20 protein-coding genes are annotated in these 24,332 nt (G+C 66.4%); 6 read left to right on the top strand and 14 right to left on the bottom strand.

Annotation, left to right across the window (positions count from 1 at the left end; all coding sequences use genetic code 11):
- Positions 1-7: 7 nt before the first annotated feature.
- Both AB0L63_RS01015 and AB0L63_RS01010 read right to left on the bottom strand, forming a co-directional pair.
- Positions 8-865, bottom strand: coding sequence for an SDR family NAD(P)-dependent oxidoreductase (locus AB0L63_RS01015; protein ID WP_364493930.1), 858 nt, complete (start codon positions 863-865; stop codon positions 8-10).
- 23 nt (positions 866-888) lie between these two features.
- On the bottom strand, positions 889-2,427 hold the full coding sequence (locus tag AB0L63_RS01010; RefSeq protein ID WP_364492910.1) for an NAD(P)/FAD-dependent oxidoreductase: 1,539 nt from the start codon (positions 2,425-2,427) through the stop codon (positions 889-891).
- A gap of 68 nt (positions 2,428-2,495) precedes the next feature.
- Between AB0L63_RS01010 and AB0L63_RS01005 the strand changes: the two genes are divergently transcribed.
- A complete protein-coding gene (locus tag AB0L63_RS01005) occupies positions 2,496-3,131 on the top strand; it encodes a TetR/AcrR family transcriptional regulator (RefSeq protein ID WP_364492908.1) in 636 nt (211 codons plus the stop codon).
- A 218-nt stretch (positions 3,132-3,349) separates the two neighbouring features.
- Here AB0L63_RS01005 and AB0L63_RS01000 read toward each other — a convergent pair whose 3' ends face one another.
- From AB0L63_RS01000 to AB0L63_RS00975, 6 genes are all read right to left on the bottom strand, one after another.
- Positions 3,350-7,144, bottom strand: coding sequence for a multifunctional oxoglutarate decarboxylase/oxoglutarate dehydrogenase thiamine pyrophosphate-binding subunit/dihydrolipoyllysine-residue succinyltransferase subunit (locus AB0L63_RS01000; protein WP_364492906.1), 3,795 nt, complete (start codon positions 7,142-7,144; stop codon positions 3,350-3,352).
- A 96-nt stretch (positions 7,145-7,240) separates the two neighbouring features.
- Entirely contained in the window at positions 7,241-7,411 is a 171-nt protein-coding gene (locus AB0L63_RS00995) for a hypothetical protein (protein ID WP_364492904.1), read from the bottom strand.
- A 160-nt stretch (positions 7,412-7,571) separates the two neighbouring features.
- Positions 7,572-8,354, bottom strand: coding sequence for an ABC transporter permease (locus AB0L63_RS00990; protein ID WP_364492902.1), 783 nt, complete (start codon positions 8,352-8,354; stop codon positions 7,572-7,574).
- Entirely contained in the window at positions 8,351-9,325 is a 975-nt protein-coding gene (locus AB0L63_RS00985) for an ATP-binding cassette domain-containing protein (protein WP_364492900.1), read from the bottom strand. Before AB0L63_RS00985 ends, AB0L63_RS00990 begins: the two co-directional genes overlap by 4 nt.
- Positions 9,322-10,053, bottom strand: a complete 732-nt coding sequence (locus tag AB0L63_RS00980) for a hypothetical protein (RefSeq protein WP_364492898.1) — start codon at positions 10,051-10,053, stop codon at positions 9,322-9,324. Before AB0L63_RS00980 ends, AB0L63_RS00985 begins: the two co-directional genes overlap by 4 nt.
- 112 nt (positions 10,054-10,165) lie before the next feature.
- On the bottom strand, positions 10,166-11,191 hold the full coding sequence (locus AB0L63_RS00975) for a glutathione S-transferase C-terminal domain-containing protein (protein ID WP_364492896.1): 1,026 nt from the start codon (positions 11,189-11,191) through the stop codon (positions 10,166-10,168).
- A gap of 78 nt (positions 11,192-11,269) precedes the next feature.
- Between AB0L63_RS00975 and AB0L63_RS00970 the strand changes: the two genes are divergently transcribed.
- Positions 11,270-12,106 carry an enoyl-CoA hydratase/isomerase family protein gene (locus AB0L63_RS00970; RefSeq protein WP_364492895.1) on the top strand — a complete coding sequence of 279 codons (837 nt, stop codon included), beginning with the start codon at positions 11,270-11,272 and terminating at the stop codon, positions 12,104-12,106.
- 123 nt (positions 12,107-12,229) lie between these two features.
- A complete protein-coding gene (locus AB0L63_RS00965; protein ID WP_364492893.1) occupies positions 12,230-13,498 on the top strand; it encodes an AMP-binding protein in 1,269 nt (422 codons plus the stop codon).
- A 1-nt stretch (position 13,499) separates the two neighbouring features.
- Here AB0L63_RS00965 and AB0L63_RS00960 read toward each other — a convergent pair whose 3' ends face one another.
- Positions 13,500-14,246 (bottom strand): tyrosine-protein phosphatase, encoded by a 747-nt coding sequence (locus AB0L63_RS00960; protein WP_364492891.1) that lies wholly within the window; start codon positions 14,244-14,246, stop codon positions 13,500-13,502.
- A gap of 417 nt (positions 14,247-14,663) precedes the next feature.
- Here AB0L63_RS00960 and AB0L63_RS00955 point away from each other — a divergent pair, with 417 nt between their 5' ends.
- A complete protein-coding gene (locus AB0L63_RS00955) occupies positions 14,664-15,143 on the top strand; it encodes a TetR family transcriptional regulator (protein ID WP_364492889.1) in 480 nt (159 codons plus the stop codon).
- A gap of 78 nt (positions 15,144-15,221) precedes the next feature.
- Positions 15,222-16,391 (top strand): amino acid deaminase/aldolase, encoded by a 1,170-nt coding sequence (locus tag AB0L63_RS00950; protein ID WP_364493928.1) that lies wholly within the window; start codon positions 15,222-15,224, stop codon positions 16,389-16,391.
- Positions 16,392-16,516: 125 nt separating this feature from the next.
- On the opposite strand, the gene AB0L63_RS00945 is transcribed toward AB0L63_RS00950, so the two are convergent.
- The 4 genes from AB0L63_RS00945 to AB0L63_RS00930 all read right to left on the bottom strand — a co-directional run bounded on the left by AB0L63_RS00945 (position 16,517) and on the right by AB0L63_RS00930 (position 21,778).
- On the bottom strand, positions 16,517-19,909 hold the full coding sequence (locus AB0L63_RS00945; RefSeq protein WP_364493926.1) for an AAA domain-containing protein: 3,393 nt from the start codon (positions 19,907-19,909) through the stop codon (positions 16,517-16,519).
- Between the two features lie 73 nt (positions 19,910-19,982).
- On the bottom strand, positions 19,983-20,198 hold the full coding sequence (locus tag AB0L63_RS00940) for a helix-turn-helix domain-containing protein (protein WP_364492887.1): 216 nt from the start codon (positions 20,196-20,198) through the stop codon (positions 19,983-19,985).
- An 87-nt stretch (positions 20,199-20,285) separates the two neighbouring features.
- Positions 20,286-20,909, bottom strand: coding sequence for a phosphoribosyltransferase family protein (locus tag AB0L63_RS00935; protein WP_364492885.1), 624 nt, complete (start codon positions 20,907-20,909; stop codon positions 20,286-20,288).
- 11 nt (positions 20,910-20,920) lie between these two features.
- Positions 20,921-21,778, bottom strand: coding sequence for a carbon-nitrogen hydrolase family protein (locus AB0L63_RS00930; RefSeq protein WP_364492883.1), 858 nt, complete (start codon positions 21,776-21,778; stop codon positions 20,921-20,923).
- Between the two features lie 131 nt (positions 21,779-21,909).
- Between AB0L63_RS00930 and AB0L63_RS00925 the strand changes: the two genes are divergently transcribed.
- A complete protein-coding gene (locus AB0L63_RS00925; protein ID WP_364492881.1) occupies positions 21,910-23,703 on the top strand; it encodes a DEAD/DEAH box helicase in 1,794 nt (597 codons plus the stop codon).
- A 7-nt stretch (positions 23,704-23,710) separates the two neighbouring features.
- Here AB0L63_RS00925 and AB0L63_RS00920 read toward each other — a convergent pair whose 3' ends face one another.
- Entirely contained in the window at positions 23,711-23,833 is a 123-nt protein-coding gene (locus tag AB0L63_RS00920) for a hypothetical protein (RefSeq protein ID WP_364492879.1), read from the bottom strand.
- Positions 23,834-24,332 lie beyond the last annotated feature (499 nt).

Here is a 24,332-nt window from a genome sequence, read left to right as displayed (position 1 = left end):
GCGCGGTTCAGGGCAGGATGCCACCGTTCACCGCGGCGGCGATGCGCTGGTAGCCGGAGGCGGTGACCCGGACGAACAGGTCGAGCAGTTTGGCCTCCCAGCCGATCAGCACGCGGCCGTGTCCCTTGCGGACACCCTCGGTAATGGTCTGCGCGGCCATTTCCGGCGTGTGAATGGCCAGCTTCTTGTCGAACAGCGATGCGGCACTGTGGCTGTCGATGCCATCGGCGTAGGTGGCATTGCGGGCGACCGCGGTCTTGATACCGCCGGGATGCACGCACGTGACCTTGACCGGATGCTTGCCGACCAGCATCTCCTGGCGCAGCGCTTCGGTGAATCCGCGCACCGCGAATTTGGCTGCGTTATAAGCGCTCTGGCCGGGCACCGCGATGAGGCCGAACAGGCTGGAGACATTGACGACGTGGCCCTCGCCGGATTCGATCAGCAGCGGCAGGAAGGCCTTGGTGCCATTGACGACACCCCAGAAGTCTACGTCCATGATGCGCTCGATGTCCTTGAACTCCGAGCGGATCACGTCGCCGTGGTAGGCGATGCCCGCGTTGTTGTAGATCTGGTGCACCCTGCCGAAGTGCGCTTTCACTGCGTCGGCGTACAGCAGCACCGCTTCGCGCTCGGCCACATTCAACCGGTCGGATTTGATCTTGGCCCCGTACGCCTCGCAGCGTCGGACCGTCTCGGCCAGCCCGTCGGTATCGATGTCGGAGAGCGCGAGTTCGGCGCCGCGTCCGGCCAGATTTTCCGCAAGGGCGCGGCCGATGCCGGAACCCGCCCCGGTGATCACACAGACTTTGCCTTTGAAGTAAGCGTCATTGCGCCCACCCGTCGCCCGACCGCCACCCCGCACGGAATCGCTTCGCGATGCTGCATTCACTGTGCCACCACTTTCAGATCGTTTCGGGAGGTGTCGACGGCCGTCGTCGCATAGGCGGAGACATCGAAATTCTTGGTCAGCCTGCGGAATTCGAAAGTGAAGTCCGGCCACAGCGTGGTGTTGTTGCCATGCTTGTCCAGGTACCAGCTGGCGCAGCCGCCGGTATTCCACACGCTCTTCACCAGTTTGGCCTGCAGGTCCTTGTTGTAGGCGTCCTGGATGGCGCGCCTCACCTCGATCGTGCGCAGGCCGAGGCGATCGATGGTGGCCAGGGCGTCGGCAATGTAGTTGATCTGCGATTCGATCATGTACACCATCGAGGTGTGGCCGAGGCCGACATTCGGGCCGAGCAGGAAGAACATATTGGGGAAGCTGGCGACAGCCGAACCCTTGTAGCCCTGCTGGCCGATCTCGTCGAATACCTCTGCCAGCGTGCGACCGTCCTTGCCCGAGATGGCGTTGTAGGTCGGTGAATCCGTGACATGGAAGCCGGTCGCGACGATGAGTGCGTCGATTTCGCGCTCGGTGCCGTCCTTGGTGACGATGGAATTCGCGCGCACCTCGGCAATCCCGTCGCTGACCACGTCCACATTGGGGCGGCTCAGCGCTGGATAATAGTCGTTGGAGATCAGCATGCGCTTGCAGCCGATCCGGAAGTTCGGGGTGACCTTCGCGCGCAGCTCCGGATCGCGGATCTCCAACTGCAGCTTGGCCTTGGCGATCAGTTCGAAGGCTTGCATCAGTGCCGGCACCTTGGCGAGGCCGACGACCTGGGTTTCGCGGGCGGCATAGATGGCCGCGCGGGATAGCCGCTGCAAGCCCGGGATGTGCCGGAAGGCGAGGCGCTCCGGCAGGGTGTACGGGCGGTCCATGCGGGGCAGGAGCCAGGGCGCGGTGCGCTGGTAGACGTCCAGGTGGGCGACCTGCGGGGCGATGGACGGCACGATCTGGATGGCCGAGGCGCCGGTGCCGATGATGGCGACGCGCTTGCCGGCTAGATCGGCGTCGTGGTTCCAGCGGGCGGAGTGGAAGATCTGGCCTTCGAAACCGTTGATGCCCTTGATATCCGGGAGTGCGGGTTCGCAGAGCGCGCCGACCGCGGAGACCACGGTGTTGGCGGTGAAGCTGCCCTGGGTCGATTCGATATGCCACAGGTTGGTGGCGCTGTTCCAGCGAGCCGCGGTCACATCGCAGTTGAACAGGTGCTTGTCGAGCACGTTGTACGCACGCGCGACGCCCTGGATGTACCGCTGGATCTCGCCCTGCTTCGAGAACGAGCGCGACCAGTTCGGGTTCAGCGCGAACGAGTACGAGTACAGATGCGACGGCACATCGCAGGCCGCGCCCGGGTAGGTGTTGTCGCGCCAGGTCCCACCGACATCGCTGCCGCGTTCCAATACGAGGTAATCGTTGCGGCCCTGCTTGCTCAACCGGATCGCCAGGCCCAGACCAGCGAAACCGCTGCCGATGATGATGGTCTTGACGTGGCGGGCTGGCCGGTTGCCGACAGCTTTGTCTGTAACCTTGCGACTCATATAACGCAGACTACGGCGCTACTGAGCATGAGTCAACAGTATTGACCAGCGTTCAGTAGGATGGTCGCGTGAGTAGTCGAGGCACCGCAGAAACGGTCAAGCGCACCCGGCTCAGCCCGGAAGAACGCCGTCGACAACTGATCACCCTGGGCGCCAAGATGCTCGGTGACCGCGCCGTCGAAGACATCTCGATCACCGAAATCGCGGAGGAGGCGGGGATCTCCCGCGGCCTGCTCTTCCACTACTTCCCGACCAAACAGGACTTCCAACTGGCGATCGTCCGCCACGCCAATGCCGAACTACTCGACCGAATCGCGCCCGACCGCTCGCTCGGTGTCTTCGAGATGCTGCGCGATTCGATCGAGCGGTATATCGAGTACGTCGCCGAGAACCGCAATTCGTACGTATCGCTGCTGCGTGGCCCGGCCAGTGTGAGTGCCGCGGTACTCCCGCTGGTCGACCAGACCCGCAACGCCATCATCGACATCATCCTGACCGAAGTGCCCGTCGATATTCCGGTCACCGACCGCCCCCGCCTCCTCCTCGCCATGCGCGGCTGGATCGCCTTCGTCGAGGAAACCACCCTCACCTGGCTCCACCACGAAGTCATCACCCGCGAACAGTTGGTCGACCTTTTGGTCGAATCTCTACTCGCCCTGGCTCTTGCACTGAATCCCGCACTGGCCGTCGCGCTTCGCGGTTAGCCGCCGCGTGGTTGCTACTCCGGTTTGATTCGGATCTGCTGGAGTTCGAGTACTGCTCTATGGATGGTGCGGAAGTCGGTGTCGTTGTGTACGGCGGCGGCGTATCGGACGCTACTCGCCATGGGCGGAGGCGGCTGACCGAAGCCGGGTAAGAACAACGCCGGACCGAATCACTCTGGGAGAGAGTGGATTCGGCCCGGCGCTGGTCGATGCGAAAGCTACGCGGTCGGCTCGAAGGCCTCGGCGACGATTTCGGCCTGCTCCACGGCGTGGACCTTGGACGAGCCCGAAGACGGAGCGGACATGGCGCGGCGGGAGATGCGGCGCAGCTTTGTGAAGCGCTCCGGGAGGAGTTCCGGGAGGTTCAGGCCGAAGAACGGCCAGGCGCCCTGGTTGGCCGGTTCTTCCTGGACCCAGGCGATATCGGTCGCATTCGGGTAACCCGCCAGTGCCTCGTTGAGACGGAACTTGGGCAGCGGATAGAGCTGCTCGATGCGAACGATGGCGACGTCTTCGCGCTTCTGCTTGGACTTTTCGGCGACCAGCTCGTAGTAGAGCTTGCCGCTGGTGAGCAGGACGCGCTTGACCTTGTTGCGGTCGCCGACGCCCTGTTCGTAGGTGGGCTCGTCGAAGACCGAGCGGAACTTCGATTCGGTGAAGTCCTTCAGGTCCGAGACCACGGCCTTATTGCGCAGCATCGACTTCGGGGTGAAGACGATCAGCGGCCGGCGGATGCCGTCGAGAGCGTGACGGCGCAGCAGGTGGAAGTAGTTCGCCGGGGTGGACGGCACGGCGACCGTCATCGAGCCCTCGGCACACAGCTGCAGGAAGCGCTCGATGCGACCGGAGGTGTGGTCCGGGCCCTGACCCTCGTGACCGTGCGGCAGCAGCAGCACGACCTCCGACAGCTGACCCCACTTGGCCTCACCGGAGGAGATGAACTCGTCGATGATGGACTGCGCGCCGTTCACGAAGTCACCGAACTGCGCCTCCCACAGGACAAGTGCGTCCGGGTTGCCCAGCGAGTAGCCGTATTCGAAGCCGACCGCGGCGTATTCGCTCAGCGCCGAATCATGCACCGCGAACCACCCCGGGTTGGCACTGCCGATGTTGTGCAGCGGGGTGTACTCCTCGGCCGTCTTGCGGTCGATGATTACCGAATGGCGCTGGGTGAAGGTGCCGCGACGCGAGTCCTGACCGGTCAGACGCACCGCGCGACCCTCGTCGATCAGCGTGCCGAAGGCGAGCAGTTCGGCGAAGGCCCAGTCGACCTTGCCCTCGTAGGCCATTTCGCGCCGCTTCTCCAGCACCGGCTTGACGCGCGGGTGCACATTGAAGCCGTCCGGCACATTGAGGAAGGCGTCACCGATGCGCTGCAGCACCGTCTTGTCGACGGCGGTCAGAATGGTGGTCGGCACCTGCTGGTCGTCCTCGACCGATTCGCTCGGCTCCGGGACGTACTTCTCCAGCTCGCGAACCTCATTGAAGACCCGCTCCAGCTGGCCCTGGTAGTCACGCAGCGCGTCCTCGGCCTCTTTGAGCGAGATATCGCCACGACCGATCAGGCTCTCGGTGTAGGCCTTGCGCACCGAGCGCTTGGTGTCGATGACGTCGTACATGTACGGCTGGGTCATCGACGGGTCGTCGCCCTCGTTGTGGCCGCGACGCCGGTAGCAGATCATGTCGATCACGACGTCCTTGCGGAACTTCTGGCGGAAGTCCACCGCCAGACGCGCCACCCAGTCGCAGGCCTCCGGGTCGTCACCGTTCACGTGGAAGATCGGCGCGCCGATGAATTTCGCGATGTCGGTGGAGTATTCGGTGGAGCGGCTGTTCTCCGGTGCGGTGGTGAAGCCGATCTGGTTGTTCACCACGATGTGGATGGTGCCGCCGACGCGGTAACCGCGCAGCCCCGACAGGTTCAGTGTTTCCGCGACCACACCCTGACCCGCGAACGCGGCGTCACCGTGCAGCATCAGCGGCATGACGGAGAAGCCCTCCGGCCCGTCACCCTTGTCCAAAAGGTCTTGCTTTGCGCGTACCAGACCCTCGAGCACCGGGTCGACCGCCTCCAGGTGCGAGGGGTTGGCGGTGAGCGAGACCTCGATCTCGTTGTCGCCGAACATCTGCAGGTAGGTACCGCGCGCGCCGAGGTGGTACTTCACGTCGCCGGAGCCGTGGGTGGCCGCCGGGTTCATATTGCCCTCGAACTCGGTGAAGATCTTCGAGTACGGCTTGCCGACGATATTGGCGAGCACATTGAGGCGACCGCGGTGCGGCATACCGATGACGACCTCGTCGAGCGAATGCTCGGCGGACTGGTCGATCACGGCATCCATCATCGGTATGACGGCCTCGGCGCCCTCGAGCGAGAAGCGCTTCTGCCCGACGTATTTGGTCTGCAGGAAGGTTTCGAATGCCTCGGCCGCATTCAACCGGTTCAGAATGTACTTCTGCTGTGCGACAGTCGGCTTGACGTGCTTCTGCTCGACCCGATCCTGAATCCACTGCAGCTGCTCGGTTTCCAGGATGTGGGTGTACTCCACACCGACGTGGCGGCAGTAGGCGTCGCGCAGCACCGAGAGCACATCGCGCAGCTTCATCCGCTCCTGGCCGTGGAAGCCCGCGACATCGAAGGTGCGGTCCAGGTCCCAGAGGGTGAGGCCGTGCTGGGTGACATCGAGGTCCGGGTGGCTGCGGAACTTGTCCTTGACCAGCCGCAGCGGATCGGTGTCCGCCATCAGGTGGCCGCGGTTGCGGTAGGCGGCGATCATCTCGAGCACCCGAGTGCTCTTGTCGACGCCGCGTTCCTTGACGTCCTTGCGCCAGCGCACCGGCTCGTAGGGCACGCCGAGGCCATGGAAGATCTCGTCGTAGAACTCGTCGCTGATCAGCAGGTTGTGGATGGTCCGCAGGAAGTCGCCGGACTCCGCGCCCTGGATGATGCGGTGGTCGTAGGTCGAGGTCAGGGTCATCAGCTTGCCGACGCCGAGTTCGTTGATGCGCTCGTCGCTCATGCCCTGGAATTCGGCGGGATACTCCATCGCGCCGGCGCCGATGATCGCACCCTGGCCCGGCATCAGCCGCGGCACCGAGTGCACGGTGCCGATGGTGCCCGGGTTGGTGAGCGAGATGGTGACGCCGGTCATGTCGTCGATGCCGAGCTTGCCGTCGCGGGCGCGGCGCACGACGTCCTCGTAGGCGGTGTGGAACTGCCCGAAGGTCATGGTCTCGCAGCCCTTGATGGCCGCGACGGCCAGCGAGCGGTTGCCGTCCTTACCCTGCAGGTCGATGGCCAGACCGAGGTTGGTGTGCGCGGGGGTGATCGCGTTGGGCTTGCCGTCGATCTCGGCGAAGTGTCGGTTCAGATTCGGGAACGCCTTGACCGCCTGCACGATCGCGTAGCCGAGCAGGTGGGTGAAGGAGATCTTGCCGCCGCGGGTGCGGGCGAGATGGTTGTTGATGACCAGGCGGTTATCGATCATCAGCTTCGCCGGAATGGCGCGCACGCTGGTCGCGGTCGGGACGGCCAGCGACGCGGACATGTTCTTGGCCACGGCCGCGGCCGGGCCGCGCAGGACCTTCGCCTCGTCGGTCGCGGTATCTGCGGGCTTCGGCGCGCCGGAGGTGGGCGCGGCATTCGAGGCCGGCGCAGGAGTCGTCTGCGGGGCGCGGGTGGCGGGCTTGACGGGCGCGGGAGGCTTGGGCGCGGCGGGCGCGGGCGCCGCCGCTGCGGGGGCCGCGTTCACCGGGGCGGGGGCCGCAGCGGCCGGGGCCGCGTTCACCGGCGCGGGGGCCGGAGCCGGGTTGGCCACCTGCGCGGGAGCGGCCGCGGGCGCGGCGCTGTTACCGGAATCACCTGTGACTTCGGGCGTGTAATCGGCGAGGAACTCGTGCCAACTTTCATCGACGGAAGATGGATCCTGTTTGTACTTTTGATACATCTCATCGACTAGCCACTGGTTCTGTCCGAACTGGGAAGTTGAGCTGCTCACAGCAGGTGTTCGCCTCATTTCGTTCTTCGCGCTGCGACGTTTGTGACGTGCCCGGCACGGGGATCAGCGGATGCGCGCCGATGCGCCCCCTCTGAGGATAGGCCCAGCAGCAAATCAGCGGACCGACTGACCACCGGACAACCACGATCCCAAAGATGACGACCCGTCCTCACCCGAGAATATTCCCCCCGGTTCGCTGGCCGCCGCCCAGAGCTGGGCATAGTGACCATCGGCTGCCTGCAGGGTGTCGCGCGGGCCGATTTCGGCGATGCGTTCGCGTGCCACGACGGCAATTCGATCGGCTCGCGCGGCGGTGCCAAGTCGGTGCGCCCCCCATGACGGTGGTCCGGCCGCGCGCCAGAGATCGGCTTGCTACCAGCACCGATGCCTCGGTCTCCGGATCGAGGTGGCGGTGGCCTCTTGGCTCCCCGCGGCCGGGGTCGGATCAGATGTCGCGGGTGCGCAGCATCCACCAGGCCCCACCCGCGGCGGCGATGGTCCAGAGGATGAGGACAACCAGGGCGGCGGGCGTGGGGGCCAGGAAGTCGCTGTCCTTGAAGGAACCGACGGCGACGGTGCTGACGGTGGCGGATCCGGGGAGCACGGTGACCACCCCGGCCAGACCGATCGCCTTGGCCACAACCCAGATCAAGGGTTCGATGATCACCAGCCAGCCGAACATCGCAACGACCGCCGTGGTGGACGTGCGCAGCAGCAATCCCAGACCGGCGCCGATCAGGGACCAGCACACCGCGGCGAGGAGGCCGCCGCCGAGAACGGCCAGTAAGTGCAGTCCGAAGTCGAATTTGCCGCGGCCGAAACCGAGCAGGCAGGCGAAGGCGATGAGTTCGACAATGGCGGTTGCTGCCAGCGCGAAACCCGCGGTGACCAGGAATTTCGCGGCGGCGAGCCGGTCCCGATCTCGGGTGAACAGTGCGGTGGATGACATTGTGGCGTAACGGTATTCGGCACCCGCACCGAATGCGCCGAAGGCACCGGCGACCATGATCGCGGCGGCGAGACCGATATACAGCCCGATGGTTGCCGTGCCCGTGGCCGGATCGGACTTCGGATCGGCGGGTCCGGCGAGCAGTGCGGTCACCGCGCTCGCGACGAGGGCGATCGCGGGGAGCAGGACGGCGAGGATTCGGCTGGCGCGCAGCGTGCTGACCTTGCGGACCTCGGAGTTGACGGCCGGAACGAGGTCCGGCGGTAGAACGGCGATCATCGTGAAATCCCGTGGGGAGTCGGTTGCTGCGGTGCGATCCCGGTGTAGGGGGCGGGCCGGGGCGGGCGGGCCGGTTTGACCAATGACGCGAGCACGCGGTCGGGGTGGATCTGGTCGACGGCGATATCGTCCACACGCACACCGGCCGCCGTCGCCGCCGCGTGGATCTGCGTTTCGGTTGCCTCGGCAATGGCCAGGCGACCGTCGGGACGGATTACCGCATCGGTGAAGCCCTGTGCGGCCAACATGGTCGCGAGTGCGATCGGCGTCGATGCGGCGACGACCAGACGATCGGGGTGGCCGCGCCGAAGTCGGGCGGGCGTGCCCTGATACACCACCGAACCCGCGCTGACGACAATGATGTTGTCGGCCATCGGAATCACATTCGCCAGGCTTTCGCTGGACAACAGGGCCGAGCCACCGCGGCGTGCGTGCCGGCGCAGGAAGTCCACCAGCCAGGCGCGTTCGGCCGCGTCGAGACCGGCCAGGGGCTCGTCGAGAATCAGCAGCTGCGGGTCGCCGAGCAGCGCGGTCGCCAGGGCCAGCCGGGTCTGCGCTCCCGCCGAGAGCTCGCTCGCCCGCGTCTTCGCCGATGCACCGAGGCCGACCACCTGGATCACGTCGTCGACCCGTGCGTCCTCGACACCCACGGCCGCCGCATAGACCAGCAGATGATCACGTGCGCTACGCGCCGGATGCAGTCCACGCGGCTGCAACATGCCGCCGACGACAACCGCGGATCCGCCGCTGCGCCGCGAGTCCGGCCCGCCGAGCGCGGCGGTTCCGGAGGTCGGTTGGAGCAGACCGAGCAGGATGCGCAGAATCGTCGTCTTACCCGCGCCCGCCGGACCCACCAGGGCGGCGGTGGTCCCGGACGGCACGGTGAAGCTCACGTTTTCGACCGCGGTGACCAGGTTGTAACGCTTGGTCAGGCCGCGAACGGAGAAGGCGAGCGGTCGGCTCGAGCTCATCGCGGCGTGGTCGGGAGTTGCGGCTTGACCGGATCCAAGGCGGGCAGTGGATCGGCGTCGATGATGAGCTGCCGATCGGCGGGCCAGGTCACCGGCGCGGGGCCGAATGCCCCGCGCGCGTTGCTGATCGTGGTCTTACCCAGCGCCCGGTTGCCGACGCCGCCGATCACCGCGCCGATACCGGCGGGCACCACCTTGCCGGCCATCAATGCGGCCCGCTTGGTGATGAAGCGGACGATGAATCGCTTGACCAGCGAATCGTTCATGCTCGCCAGGCCCGGAATCTTATTGGCGAACAGCGTGCCCCAGTTCTTCGCCGAATGACCGACCGTCTTCTCGACGATCTCCATCCCGCTCTCCCCGAGTACGACCGCGAGCACCAGCGCCCGCCGCATCTCCTTGTCCTCGGGGGAGATACCGTGCACGGCCGCGACGGCCAGCGTGAATACCGCGGACGCCTCCATGAAGAAGGTGGTCTCGGCACTGACCGCCGCAAGTGCCGCGATGGTGCCGACTCCGGGAACCGCGGCCGCCGCGCCGATCGCACCGCCGCTGCCGGTGACCGCGAGCAGGTACTGGTTCTCCAGCCGCTCGATGATTTGCGCGGGACTCTCCGACGGATGCGAACGCCGCAACCGGTCCACATACTTGGCGACCGCGGGCGCCTGCAGGCGGGACCCGGAATCGAGTAGCTGGACCACCGTCTTCTCGAACGTGCCTTTGAACACGGCGATATCCTCCTCTTCCGCCCGTACGCAACGACCTTATTGCACCGACCGCCATCAACTCGTCATGACAACGATGTACCCGGTCGGCCGGGTTCCCGGCGTGTCGGTTGGATCACGCTGGTTCGCGCAGCGCGGGAACCCGTTCTGTGAGCGGCGGCGGTGGCGGCGCAGTGCCGTCGCCGAATGGTCTGCCACCCAGCGCTTCTCGGCCGTGCGGGGTCAGCCAGTCGGTCAGCTCCGGACCCTTGGGCACGATCTGCGTCGGGTTGATATCGGTGTGCACCAGGTAGTAGTGCGCTTTGATCTGGTCGAAATCGATGGTGTCGCCGAATCCGGGTGTCTGGTAGAGGTCGCGCGCATAGGCCCAGAGCACCGGCATTTCGGTCAGTTTGCAGCGGTTGGTCTTGAAATGGCCGTGATAGACCGGATCGAAGCGGACCAGCGTGGTGAACAGCCGCACATCGGCCTCGGTAATAGTGTCGCCCACCAGGTAGCGCTGGGTGGTGAGGCGTTTGGACAGCCGGTCCAACCGGGCGAAGAGCCGATCGTAGGCCGCCTCGTACGCGTCCTGCGTTCCGGCGAATCCACACTGGTAGACGCCGTTGTTGACATCCCGGAAAACGGCCAGGTTCACCTCGTCGATCTCGGCCCGCAGCTCGCGCGGATACAGCTGCGGCGCGCCGGGGCGATGGAATGCGGTCCATTCGGTGGCGAAGTCGAGCGTGATCTGCGCGTAGTCGTTGGTCACCACCTGCCTGGTGGGGACGTCCACGACCGCGGGGACGGTGATGCCGCGCGAATAGTCCGGGAAGCGCGCAAGGTACGCGTCCCGCAACCGGGGGATGCCGAGCACCGGATCCACCCCACCCGGATCCAGATCGAAGGTCCAGCTGAGACTGTTGTGCGTCGGCCCGCACAACCCGAGCGAGATGACGTCTTCCAGTCCCAGCAGCCTGCGCACGATCAGGGTGCGGTTGGCCCATGGACAGGCCCGCGCTGCGACCAGCCGATAGCGGCCCGACTCGACCGGATATCCGTCGCGGCCGTCGGCAGTGATGCGGTTAGTGATGTAGTTCGTATCCCGCTTGAACCCACCGAGTTCGATGTTGGGACCGTTTTCCGATACCGACCTGGTCACTCACTCAGTCTGGCAGATCGACGCCTCGGGGGCTGGCAGCGGCGAAGCCGGCGGGGTCGATAAGCCTAGTCTTGCCCAATGAGTGATACGAAGGCCACCAGGCTGACTCGGGAAACCACCGATGGCGGCGCCGAGGTCGCGACCCTCACCTTGGCCAAACCGCCGCTGAATCTCTTCGATCAGTCGATGTTCGACGCGCTCATCGAGGATCTGGCCGAGCTATCGGCCAACCCGCCGCGCGCTCTGCTGCTGCGGGCCGAGGGCAAGCTGGTCTCCGGTGGCGTCGACGTGCACGTCTTCGACGGGCTGGTCGCACCCACCCCGCCGACTCCGTCGGCTGCCGTTCCCGCAGCCGTCGAGCGGGGCGCCGAGCTGTGGCGCACCCTGTTCGCGCAGATCATCCACCCGCTGGAGGCGCTGCCGTGTCCGGTGGTCTTCGCCGCGCACGGCCTCACCCTGACCGCCGCCTTCGAAATAGCCCTGGCCTGCGACATCATCCTGGCCGCGCCGAAGGCGAAATTCGGCCTGGTGGAGACGGTCGTCGGTCTGACGCCGTCGATGGGCGGTCCGCAGCGACTGGCCGAGCGTGCCGGTTCCGGCCGCGCCCGCGAATTCGTGATGACCGCCGACCTCTACGACGCCGCGACCATGGCCGAATGGGGCGTGGTCAACGCCATCCACGACGATGTCGACGCCGCCGCAAGGGAATTGACGAAGCGTCTGGCCCAGGGGCCGACCCGGGCGCATGCCGCGACCAAGCAGATCATCCAGGCGTGGCGCTCCGGCGGTGTGGCGCACGCGGATTCGGTGACGCCGGAGGTATCCGGCGCGCTGTTCGACACCGCGGATCTGCGTGGTGCAGTGCGCAGCTTCCTGGAGGTCGGACCGGGGAAGGCGACCTACACCGGCCGGTGACAGCCGGGACACAGCCCCGCACTGGAACGAGCGTTAACGAGTTCACCGCCTATGCCAGCGAAAATGTGACTCGCGTCATATAGTCGCAAGAGCCTGCAGGCTCGAGGCGCGTGCGGAGGACCCATGTCGCAGTTTCTGGTCGAATATCCAATCAACCGTCGGCATGCTTGCGGCGCTCCGCTGGCCCGCGGCGCCGACGGGGTGCTGCGCTACGGCAACCTCACTCCGGCGCTGACCGAACTATTGGATTTGCAGGTGCATGCCTTCTCGACCAGGGAAGCGGTGGTGGAGATCGGTGGCCCACGGTTGAGTTATCGGGAGCTGTGGCACTGCGCCTCCCGCATCGCGGGTGGCCTGCAGGAACGTGGCATCGGCTATGGCGACCGGGTCGCCATCCACATGCCGACGGGCGCGCGGTGGGTACAGGCATTCCTCGGGGCGCTGCTCAGCGGCGCGGTCCCAGTGCTGGTGCACGACGGTTTGCCCGTTGCGGTGGCTGAGCGGGTGATCGCCGACAGCAGTACCGATTTCGTGCTCGGCGGTGGTAGCGACGAAATGCCCGACGGCGCCGCCTTCATCGATGACGGTGCGGCCCTTGGTGATCTGGCGCTGCTCTGCTACACCAGCGGCACCGGGTCCTGTCCGGCCGGTGCCGCCGTTGCGCCCAAGGGGGTCGAGCTGACCAACGAAAATCTGCTCTCGGCGATCCGTTCCGTCGTCGCGGCGCTGGATCTGCCGACCGATGGGCTGCGCAATCTGGTGCTGTTACCGCTGGCGCATGCCAGCGGTTGTGTGGACCAGCTGCTGCCAACCTTCGCGGTCGGCGGCACGGTTGTGCTCGCGCCGGATAGTCGCAGTCTCGCGGAAACCATTGTCTCCGAACGGATCGATATGGTTTCCGCGACACCACGCATCTTCGCCCGACTGCTGCCCGAACTCGCGGCGCTGCGCACCGAGGGGCTGCGTACCGAGGGTATCTTCCGGGTCAGCAATGCAGGCCATCGCGGCGAACGTGCCGCCGACCGCACCGAACCCACGGATCTGGCCGCTACCCTGCGGGATATGTTCCCGGCGGCGCGGCAGTGGTCGGTCTGGGGTGCGACCGAAACCAGCGGCATCGGCCTGGTCGTCGACGACGACACCGATACCGTGCCCGGCGCGGACCCAGTGCTCGGATTCCCCTTCGGCGGTACCGAATTGGCGCTGTGGGGGCCCCGGGCGCAGACCGGACACGGCGAGTTGCTGTGTCGCGGACCGAATGTCACCCACCGCTACTGGAACGATCCCGAAACCACCGCCGACCGCTTCACCGGAAGTTGGTTCCACACCGGCGATCAGGTCAGCATCGATGCCGATGGTCTGGTCCGACGCGAACGGGCGCAGGCGGGGTGACTCACTCGAGCAGGCGATCGCGCAGCCGCGCGCGCAGGTCCGCGGTGAATCCGATGGCGGTCAGGTAGGTCTCGAAATCACCGTGACCTTCGTGCACCGCATCCATCGCGATGCGCAGATAGTCCTCGTGCACGCCGAGGATATCGACGGAAAGTCCCTCGCCCGCAGTGAGTTTCGACGCCATCATGGCGCGCAGGGCGGGGACGGCAGCGTTGCTGGCCAGGAAGTCGGCGAGCACGTCGGCCTCGCCGACCGCGACCGCGCGCAGCAGGGTCGCGATCGCCCAGCCGGTGCGGTCCTTACCCGCCGCGCAGTGCACCAGTACCGCGCCGTCGCCGTCGGCGATCGTCTCGGCGATGGCGATGATCGCCGTATTGGCCTCGGGCAGAGCCGGGAAGTAGCGGTAGACCTCGAGCATGTGCCGGAACGCGGAGTCGGTTTGCGCTTCGTGTGGCGGCGCCTCGGCCATCCGGGTGTCGAACGGCGTGACATTCAGTCGCACGCCCGCGGGTAGATTATCGTGGCCGATGTGCTCGATCTCGCGCGGTCCGCGCAGGTCGAAAACATCGGTGACGCCGAGTTCGCGCAGGATCGCGTGTCCGGGCAGATCGAGACCGCTCAGTTGGGCCGAACGCAATAGCACGCCGGGGCGGATCCGCGTGCCGTCGACGGTGCGCAGCCCACCGAGATCGCGGAAGTTGAACGTGCCGGTCAGATAGAACTGGTCGGCGGAGGGCGAGAGAGTCACCGATCCAGGCTAGCTACGTCTCGGTGTCGGCACGATGTCGATCGCGGATCGAGCACGGAACCGTCTGCTGTCCGGTTTGCGGGGTCAGTGTGTGATCCGCCACAGCAGGTTGGGGCGCCTTGGCCGTAGTCTGGTCGATGGTCTTCTTGCTGGGGCAGACGCGAGACTGACGCCCAGGGAGGCGATTCCGGCGGACGCCGTCGATCGCAGCGGCATTCCGTTTGGGTAACAAAACATTCTTCTAGTCTGGAAATGCCCGTTGAACCCGTTCTTAAACCCCGGAAACCCTCTACCATTGATGAATGTTGGACGGGGCATCCAGGAAATTCCCTAGCGGGGATTCGTGAGAGCCGCCTTTCGTGTTCAGCGCGCCGCGCCGCCGAAGGTGCGCGAGTTCTTTCCTCGAGGGAGTCGTCGTTGAGCGTACGTGGAGAAATAGCGGTGGTTCGGCTGCGGCCGACCATCTGCGAGGCCGTTGAGAAGGCTGCCGCCTCGCTCGATTTCACCGGAGTGCGAGCACTTCGGGTGCTGTTGCATGCGGGTGTGAGCGCGTACTGGCCGCTGGTCAAGGCCGCTCCGGCCAGGCAGGCCCGCCGATACGAGGCGACCGCGCAGCTGTTGGCCGAACGTTGGGAGACGCAGACCGAATGTGTCGCCGACCCGACGGCCACGGCCCTGTTCCGAGAGATGGACTCCGAGGTCGCGAGCTTCCTGGACCTCTGCGCTGACCGGTCGGGCACGCAGTGGTTGGAGCCGGTGGATGCCATCGCGGCCTATGTGGTCTCGGTGCTGCAGGGTGCGGTGCTGCGCTGGCTCGCGGACTGCAATGACGAAACGATGCTGGTGGTGCTCGACGACCTGGTCAGCAGCCTGACCACCCGGGCCGTCGAAGCCTGATAGGCGCAATACCGAGTCTGATACGCGCAATACTGGACGTTTGACCAGTTTGGTGGTTGAGTGGGTCTGGTGACTCACATGTCGCCGATTGTCGCACTGCATGCGGCCACGGCCGAGTTGGACCCGCCGCTGGCTTCCCTCGACCTGACCGCGCTGCGTGCCAACGCGGCTGACCTGGTCCGACGCTCGGGTGGGGTGCCCATCCGGGTGGCAAGCAAGTCGGTGCGGTGCCGCGCGGTGCTCGAAGAGGTGCTCGGTACCGGGCTCACGGCATCCGGCGGCTTCGCGGGCATCATGTCCTACTCGTTGGCCGAGGCGATCTGGCTGGTCCGCCTCGGCGCGCGGGATGTGCTGCTCGGCTATCCGACCGTCGACCGCGCGGCGCTCGCTGAACTCGCCACCGATGACACCCTGTGTCGATCCATTGCGCTGATGGTCGACGATGTCGCGCAGCTGGACCTGATCCGCGCTGCGGTCGGCACCGATCTGGTGCGGCCGCGGATCTGTCTCGATGTGGATGCCTCGCTGCGAATCGGGCCGCTGCACCTGGGTGTTCGGCGCTCGCCGGTGCGCACCCCCGAACAGGCCGCCGCGCTCGCGCGCGAGGCGGTGCAGCGTGGGTTCGACGTGGTCGGCGTGATGACCTACGAGGCGCAGATAGCCGGGCTGTCCGACGCCAGTATCGCTGTGCGTCTGGTGAAGCGGGCTTCGGCGGCCGAAATCCGCAAGCGGCGCAGGCTGGTTCTGGACGCGGTGCGCTCGGTGGTCGGCAAGTTGGAGATCGTCAACAGCGGTGGTTCGGGGTCGATCGAGGTCAGCATCACCGATCCAGATGTCACCGAGGTGACCGCTGGCTCCGGGCTGTATGTGCCGACGCTCTTCGATCACTACCGTGCCTTCACCCCACGTCCCGCACTGTTCTTCGCCACATCGGTGCTGCGCAAGCCGACCTCGTCCATCGCAACGGTTTTCGCGAGCGGCTACATCGCCTCCGGTCCCACCGGGGCGTCGCGGGTGCCGAAGCCGGTGTGGCCCACCGGCTTGAAACTGCTCGGCACCGAGGGTGCGGGCGAGGTGCAGACGCCCCTATCCGGGGCCGCCGAACTGCGGATCGGTGATCGGGTGTGGTTCCGGCATGCCAAGGCGGGGGAGCTGTGTGAGCGGTTCAGCCACGTCCACCTGGTCGATGGCGACGGCACGCGGACGACGGTGCCCACTTATCGCGGTGAGGGCAACTGCTTCGGCTGAGCCACTGCCAAATGCGAATTGCGCGGGAGCGCAATGGCGATTTTCAAGATCGAATTTCGATAAAAGAACCAACCGGTTCGGACTGAATATGTTGGTCACGAACCGACCAAATGCTGAAGAAATATTCAGCCGAGTCGGAGGAATGTCGCCAGATCCGACAGATCGTCCGGCGTACTCGGCAGATATTCGGTGAGCAGTGGTGATCGAATGATGACGGCCTTCCACATGGCCCGGCACAGCGTCGCCTGAACCAGGCTGCGCGACAGCAGGAATCGCATACCGTAGGGTGCGTCGGCGGGGCTGGAGGTGGTCATCGACATGAGCACTACCGCAGCCTCGCGGCCACGGAAGCGCTCGGCGGTGCCGACCAGCACATCCTCGATCTTGGCCCGGGCCAGCAGTGTTCGGATCAGGCCGACCTGGGCGCTGTAGGGCGCGACAACGAGAATGTCGTGCGGATGCAGCCGTCGCGTCATCGCACCGGTCGTCCACGAGACCCCGAGCAGCGCGCGCACCCGGCGGACCACCTCGCGGGCCTCGGCCACCGATTCGGTGGCATCGCCGCTGTGTGCCACCAGCACTGTCTCCACACCGGGTTCGACGCCCTCCAATTGCCGAGCGAGCGTGACGGTTTCGTTGGAGCGCAGGCGGTTGTCGTAGTACAGCCGGGAGATCGGATCGCACACGCGCGGGTGCATCCGCCAGGTCCGGTCCAGGAAATAGCCGCGGTCGGCGGGCAGGGTGAGGCGGTCCTCGGTGAGCCAGCCGAGCACCGATTCGTCGACCGGTTCCGGATGCGCGCTGCGCGCTGCGGACGGCGCCGGATCGCCGAGCAGCAGCAGGTTGCGCGCACTCACCGCGACGGCGGCGGTATCGGCCAGCGGGAAGCGGCCCGCATCGGCGATCACCAGCAGGTCGAGACTGTCGCCGGGCACCACTGCGTCATCGGCGAAATCGGCCGGTACACCACCGATTACGCAGCCGTTGACCGCATTGTCCAGGAACCGCGGATAGCGCGTGCCGTCGATCACCGACCACTCCGGCGCCACCGCCTCGACATCCTTCTTGGCCACCAGTTCCGGTAGCACCCCCATCGCGACGATCATGTCGAGCAGGCTCTCCACGGCGGAATGCGTCTGCGCGACAATCCCGACGCGCCACTTGTGCCGGGTAACCAGACGCTCGATCGTCCTGGCGACGGTGGAGGTCTTGCCGGTGCCCGACGGCCCCTGCACCGCGAGATAGGAATCGTCGAGATCGCGCAGTGCTGCCGTGATGGCCGCCGCATGGTCACCGTGCACATCCGGTAGCCGTTCGGCACGCCGTAGGCGCGGGGGTCGGCGGGCGAGGATGTCGAAGATCGCGCCCGCCGGGATCTCCGGCAATGCCATCAGCAGCTGCTGGGCGGCGAATTCGACCGCGGTCTCGATATTCTCGTCCCAGGCGGGCAGGCCGGGTGCGATCGCGGTCGGCAGCTCGTCGTAGGGTTCGCAGCCGTCCGGCAGCAATTCCTCCAGCCGCACGGTGTCGTCGAAGTTCGCGTCCACCGAGCAGCCGAGCACGGTCGCGGTCGCGGTCGCGCGCCGACCGACGGCGGTGATCATCCCGGCGGCAACCGGCTGATCGTAGTAGGTGTACACGGTGGTGCCCGGCGTCAGCGCCGTGCCGGTCGCGACGCCGTCCGCGATATCGGCACCGCCCCAGCCGATGCCGATCCGTCCGGTCAGCGTGAGGTATCTGCGCATGGTCGGCTGGTGTGGGCTGCGATGCCATTTGGTATCCACCGTGCCCCAATCGGCGACCAATACGCCTGGCGCGTCGGCCCATTCGTCGAGCGGATGACTGAGCCGATCGGCATGTGCCCACCACAGCGGCTGGCGTTCGCGCCGGTGATAACCGAGTGCCGCCGCCATCAATGCCGCGGGATGCCGTGGCTCGCCCTGTGTCGCCGCATATTCCGCGAGTGCTGCCTCGATCGACGACGGCCGCGACGGTGGTCGCGGATCCGGCTCCTCCGGGCCGGGCACCAGACACCACGAGCTGGCCTGATCCAGGAGTACCGCATCCGAGTCCACGCGTTGTTCGGCCACCCGATCCAACAGCCAGTCGCGCAACCGCAGCACGGTGACGCAATCGCGTTCCTGGCCCGACGCATTCGGTAGCAGCCGCCGCAGCAGGCTCAGCCGATAGGAGCGTTCCCCGACCAGCACGGCATTGCGCACGATCGGATACAGATCGACGAGCACGCCGGCATGCAGTAGATCCTCGACGATCTCCGCACCGACCCCGTACCGGCCGGTCCACCGCAGCAGCGCCGAACGCACGCCGGAGGTGTAGTGGTACATGCGCATATCCGGATACATCCGGAGCCGTTGTGCCACGAAGTCGAGTACCTCGTCCACTGCGCGACGCTGTCCGGCCGCCTCGTCGGCGATATCGGCCATCGCCTGGTGCGGTGTCGCAGCCGCGCCGAAGGGGGCACGAAAGGCCAGCTGGACCGTGCCGTTGCCGCCCACCTCGATACCGAGCAGTCGACCCGAGGGCCCCTCCTCGATGGTGAGTGCGAGATCGCCCGGCGACGGTGGCGGCAGCGCACCCAATGCGATCGCGTCGACGAGTGTGTGGGTCGGCTGTCCGGAATCCTCGCGGCGCAGCTGGATTTCGGCTTGGCGCCGCAATGCGCCGAAGGTGCGCGGCGGCAGTCCGGGCACGGTGGCGGTGCTGCTCGCCAGCCGGTCGATGGTGCTCACCCCGGCCTCGCGCAACCTGGCCCGCGCCGTGCGCGACATACCGGCCACCAGCAGCAGATCACGCGCCGCCGAGATCGCACTGGTGCAGGTCGGGCAGTGGCCGCAGGCGAGATAGCGCGGATCGCCCCATTGCACGGGCAGCAGCTCGCTCAGTTTGTCTTCCAGAATCCGCTCCACCCGGCCGCGCCGGGCCAGATACACCGGCAGCAGATCGGTGAGCGCGAAGCTCTCGCTGCCCTCGTTCAGGTACAGCCGGACCAGGGGAGCGGTGAGCGCGCCGCTGCTGTCCAACGCGTCGGCGCAGGCGGCGAGTTCGAGTGCCGCGTCGATCCGATCCGGTGGACCCGCCGTGGTGCCGTGCACGGTGTAGCGGACCCGATGCCCGGCTCGCACCAGGAAATCGCTGGCACAAACGAATTTTCCGTCGAAGAAGGTGCCGCCGTGGATTACATGCGCACCGGCACGCAGCGCCGCGACGGTCTCAGCATTGGCGGCTTGCAGCGCGGCGAGGTAGCCCTGGGGATCGACCGCCGGATCGTGTTCGGCGTAATGGATCTCCACCATGCGACCGCCGAACCGATCACGGAAGTCCGCGAGCCTGCGTGCGCGCGCATCGTCGGATGAGCCGCGCGACACCTGATTCGGCACCCCATCGGCCGTGCCCGCGATGGTGCCCAGTTCGGTATCGAGGGCACGCAGCAACTCGAATTCACAATGCGCCGCGCGCACGAGGTCGGCGGCGGAACAGACGACACGATCACCGAACACGATCAAACGCGGCCTCCTGTGTCTTCGCCGGACACGGACGGCAACACCTTAGCTAAAGCATGTCCAGCGCCTCTTAACCGAGTAGCGGTTGAATGCATTGATCAGATCGAACCCAGTCCGCGGCACTTTCCCACGTGATGTGGACTTTGCCTGCGGTAAGCGCCGCTTGCACCGCGCGAAGCGACCGGTTGTCTGCGAACCGCGCGGCATCGGCAGGTCTGGCGAACAGCAACTGCTGCTCGACCATGGTGGGATCGAGACTGAACCGGAACGTGGTGTGCCGCGTCATCAGTTGCAGAGTGTGCCACCGACCGCCGAGCAGTACAGTGCTGTCGATCGCTGCACTGCAGCCACAATCGGCGCGGTGCGCTGGATCTCAAGCGAGCAGGGCGGTGACTTCGTCATCCTCCAGCTGATGGAAGTCGCGATAGGCCATTCCGACGCCGCCGAGCGAGCGCGGAACCCACGGACACACCACCTCATCCGCCTCGGCTTCTACCCTGCGCAACGCCTCCGCGGACGACACCGGCACCGCGACCACGATCCGCGTCGGTTGGTGCAGCTGGGCAACCCGACAGGCGACGGCCACCGTCGCCCCGGTCGCCATGCCGTCGTCCACGATCACCGTCGTGCGGCCGGAGATCGGGATCGGCTTGGCATCACCACGCCACATCTCGCGTCGGCGCTCGAGTTCGGCGCGTTCCACCTCCTCGATCTCGGCGAGCTGCCGCGGCGTTATCCCGGTGTGCGACAACACATCCTGATTGAAAACCCGGATACCTTCCTCGCCGATGGCACCCATCGCCAACTCCGGCTGCCACGGCACACCGAGCTTGCGGACCAACAAGATGTCGAGATCGCCCCCGATGACCCCGCATACCGCGGCCGCCACCGGAACCCCGCCGCGCGGCAGTCCGAGCACCAGCGGTTGCATCGCACGCAGGTGGCCGAGTTCCGAACCCAGCGCGCGACCGGCCGCTGTCCGATCGGAGTAGATCATCCGAATTAACGCTACTCCGGTGCGTCAGCGGTGATCGCGAATCGCCGCAATGCCAGGCTCGGGTTGGTACGGCGGACCGCGGCGAGCTGTTCGAGGTCGATATCGGCGGTGAGCACGCCGGGTTCGTCGCCGAGTTCGGCAAGCACGGCACCGGTCGGATCGATGATCATCGAGGCGCCCGCACCGCGTGGCGCGCATTGATCGGCGGCGGCCACGTACACGGTGTTCTCGATGGCACGCGCGCGCAACAGCGTCGTCCACTGATCCACCTTTGCCGGACCGGGAATCCACTGCGCGGGCAGCACCAGCACCTGCGCTCCGGCCGCCGCGACGCGGCGGCAGCCTTCCGGAAAGCGCAGATCGAAACAGGTCTGCATGCCGAATGTCACAGCGCCGACCGTGAAGGTGGCCGGGGCCTCGATCGCACCGGCCTCGACGACATCGGATTCGCGATGTCCGAACGCGTCGTAGAGATGCACCTTGCGATACTTCGTCACCAGGTTCGCGTCGGGTCCGAGCACGACGAGGGTATTGCGGATCCGGCCCGCCTCCGGCGCCACCTGCTCGACCATTCCAGCGATCAGATACACCCCGAATTCGCGCGCGATTTCGCCGAGGCCGGTGACGAACGGCCCGGTCAGCGGTTCGGCGACGGCCACGATCCGCTCGTCGAGCCGGGTTACGGCAAACATCGAGTATTCGGGCGCGACAACCACCTTCGCACCCCGTTCGGATGCGGCGCGAACGTGCTCGCGCAGAGCTTCGAGATTGGCGGCCGGGTCGGTTCCCGGCGCGAACTGGACTGCCGCCACCGCCACCGCTGCTCCGGCGGGAGCGACGGGCCTGGCGGAGGCAGCTTGCGTAACCATCGAAGGCCCCGCGTATGCCGCTTTTGACACTGCCGGGTGGTGATGTGCGGACACGCTTTCGGGTTGCATACGTCTCACCGTATTGGCCCGGTGGCCGGGGCGGCCACCGCGAGGCAGTAAACTGCTGGTCAATGAGTACCAATCAGGTCGACAGTGTTCCTGGCGACAACGACAGGGACACCGACGGCCCGACCTTCGCCGATCTCGGCATCGATGATCGCGTCCTCGCAGCAATCGCCGATGTGGGCTATGAGTCGCCGTCGCCCATCCAGGCGGCGACCATTCCGCCGCTGCTCGACGGTGCCGATGTGGTCGGGCTGGCCCAGACCGGCACCGGCAAAACCGCGGCATTCGCCATCCCGATCCTCATGGGCATCGAGGCGACCGGCAAACTTCCGCGCGCCCTCGTGCTGGCCCCGACACGCGAGCTCGCCATCCAGGTCGCCGAGGCATTCGGCCGCTACGCCACCCACATCCCCGGACTGCATGTGCTGCCGATCTACGGCGGCCAGGCCTACGGCGTCCAGCTCTCCGGCCTGCGCCGCGGCGCGCACGTCGTGGTCGGTACGCCGGGCCGGGTGATCGACCATCTGGAGAAGGGCACGCTCGACCTGTCGCAGCTGCAGTATCTGGTGCTCGACGAGGCCGACGAGATGCTGAAAATGGGTTTCCAAGAGGACGTCGAGCGCATCCTCGCCGACACCCCGCGCGATAAGCAGGTCGCGCTGTTCTCCGCGACCATGCCCTCGGCGATCCGCAGCATCTCCAAGAAATATCTGCGCGAACCGGTCGAGATCACGGTCAAGTCGAAGACCTCGACCAATACCAACATCACCCAGCGCTGGGTGCAGGTCTCCCATCAGCGCAAGCTCGACGCACTCACCCGCATCCTCGAGGTCGAGTCGTTCGAGGCGATGATCATCTTCGTGCGCACCAAGCAGGCCACCGAGGAGCTGGCCGAAAAGCTGCGCTCGCGCGGTTTCTCCGCCGCGGCGATCAATGGCGATATCGCGCAGAATCAGCGTGAGCGCACCATCGGCCAGCTGAAGTCCGGTGCGCTCGACATTCTGGTCGCCACCGATGTCGCCGCCCGCGGACTCGATGTGGACCGCATCTCGCATGTGGTCAACTACGACATCCCGCACGACACCGAGTCCTATGTGCACCGCATCGGCCGCACCGGCCGGGCCGGGCGCAGCGGTCAGGCGCTGCTGTTCGTCGCGCCGCGGGAACGCCATCTGCTCAAGTCGATCGAGCGCGCCACCCGGCATCCGCTGACCGAGATGCAGCTGCCGAGCGTCGATGATGTGAACACCCAACGCGTCGCCAAGTTCGGCGATTCGATCACCGAGAACCTCAGCTCGACGAATCTGGCGTTGTTCCGCAAGCTCATCGAGGACTACGAGAGCGAGCACAATATTCCGCTGGTGGATATCGCGGCGGCGCTGGCGGTCAGCAGTTACGACGGCGACAACTTCTTCATGGAGCCCGAACCGGAGCCGGTCGAACGCCCGCAGCGCGAACGCATGCCGCGCGGGGAGCGGCCCGCCCGCCGGTTCGAGGGCGAGGATCGTGGTCCATCGCATCACCGCGTCACCGGAACCGAATTGGTGACCTACCGGATCAGCGTCGGCAAGCGACACCGGGTGGTGCCCGGCGCGATCGTCGGTGCCATCGCCAATGAGGGCGGACTGCGCCGTAGCGATTTCGGCCATATCAGCATCCGTCCGGACCACAGCCTGGTCGAACTGCCCGCCGACCTTTCCTCGGAGACGCTGGAAGCGTTGCGGCGCACCAGGATCAGCGGCCAGCTCATCCAGCTGCAGCTCGATTCCGGCCCGCCGAACGGTCGTCCGCTCCGCGCCGGAGCGCGTCGTGATCGCGATGCCGGCAAGCGACCGGAACGGCGTAAGCCACGCTCCTGAACCGATATCAGGGCTGGACTTCGGTGATGCCCTTGCGGTGGCGCCGGCCGAGTTCGGTATAGCAGCCCGGATCGAGTTCGATCCAGCCCTCGGCCTGGGTGCCTTCGATGACTTCTTGACCTCGGGGCACCCGCGGCGAGGACGCCCGTCGGGATCTTGGCGTATGGCGGGACCGGGGAATGTGCGGCGATCATTCTGCCCGCGCCGAGTTCGGCCAGATCCGGCGACGGTGCTGCCATTGCCGACAATGGCCTCCGCGCCGACCGACACACCGTGAAAGACCACGCTGTGCGCGATGGCGGCGCTGGGGCCGATTCCATCGGCACGTCCGGTGGCACGTGCGGGATCGCATTGTTCTGGACATGGGTGCGCGTTCGGCAAATGGTGATCGGCGCCATTCCGCGCGAAGCGCCGCGCCGTACCAGATGGACGTCCCCGTCGCGCCCCGCCGATCAGGGTCGCGGTCAGCGCGATGAATGCCGCCGGATCGACGGTGGCCTTCCCCGCCTCCCCGGGCCCCTTGCCGGTCGTCGGTACCCAGACGGTTTCGGCGCGGGGCCGGCGGTTTAGTTGTCGCAGAGTTTTGGGTGTACCCGACGACGAGTTACCCCATGTGCTTGCGAAATCAG

The organism is Nocardia sp. NPDC051990 (assembly GCF_040680755.1).
Lineage (GTDB): Bacteria > Actinomycetota > Actinomycetes > Mycobacteriales > Mycobacteriaceae > Nocardia.
This window is presented reverse-complemented; position numbering and strand designations above follow the sequence as displayed.

Excerpts from the sequence above, each read along its gene's own strand:
- AB0L63_RS00985 (WP_364492900.1), bottom strand. The coding sequence starts at position 9,325 with ATGAGCTCGAGCCGACCGCTCGCCTTCTCCGTTCGCGGCCTGACCAAG.
- AB0L63_RS01000 (WP_364492906.1), bottom strand. The coding sequence starts at position 7,144 with ATGAGGCGAACACCTGCTGTGAGCAGCTCAACTTCCCAGTTCGGACAG.
- AB0L63_RS00970 (WP_364492895.1), top strand. The coding sequence starts at position 11,270 with ATGAGTGATACGAAGGCCACCAGGCTGACTCGGGAAACCACCGATGGC.
- AB0L63_RS00930 (WP_364492883.1), bottom strand. The coding sequence starts at position 21,778 with ATGGTTACGCAAGCTGCCTCCGCCAGGCCCGTCGCTCCCGCCGGAGCA.
- AB0L63_RS00990 (WP_364492902.1), bottom strand. The coding sequence starts at position 8,354 with ATGATCGCCGTTCTACCGCCGGACCTCGTTCCGGCCGTCAACTCCGAG.
- AB0L63_RS00965 (WP_364492893.1), top strand. The coding sequence starts at position 12,230 with ATGTCGCAGTTTCTGGTCGAATATCCAATCAACCGTCGGCATGCTTGC.
- AB0L63_RS00950 (WP_364493928.1), top strand. The coding sequence starts at position 15,222 with ATGTCGCCGATTGTCGCACTGCATGCGGCCACGGCCGAGTTGGACCCG.
- AB0L63_RS00925 (WP_364492881.1), top strand. The coding sequence starts at position 21,910 with ATGAGTACCAATCAGGTCGACAGTGTTCCTGGCGACAACGACAGGGAC.
- AB0L63_RS01010 (WP_364492910.1), bottom strand. The coding sequence starts at position 2,427 with ATGAGTCGCAAGGTTACAGACAAAGCTGTCGGCAACCGGCCAGCCCGC.
- AB0L63_RS00935 (WP_364492885.1), bottom strand. The coding sequence starts at position 20,909 with ATGATCTACTCCGATCGGACAGCGGCCGGTCGCGCGCTGGGTTCGGAA.
- AB0L63_RS00940 (WP_364492887.1), bottom strand. The coding sequence starts at position 20,198 with ATGACGCGGCACACCACGTTCCGGTTCAGTCTCGATCCCACCATGGTC.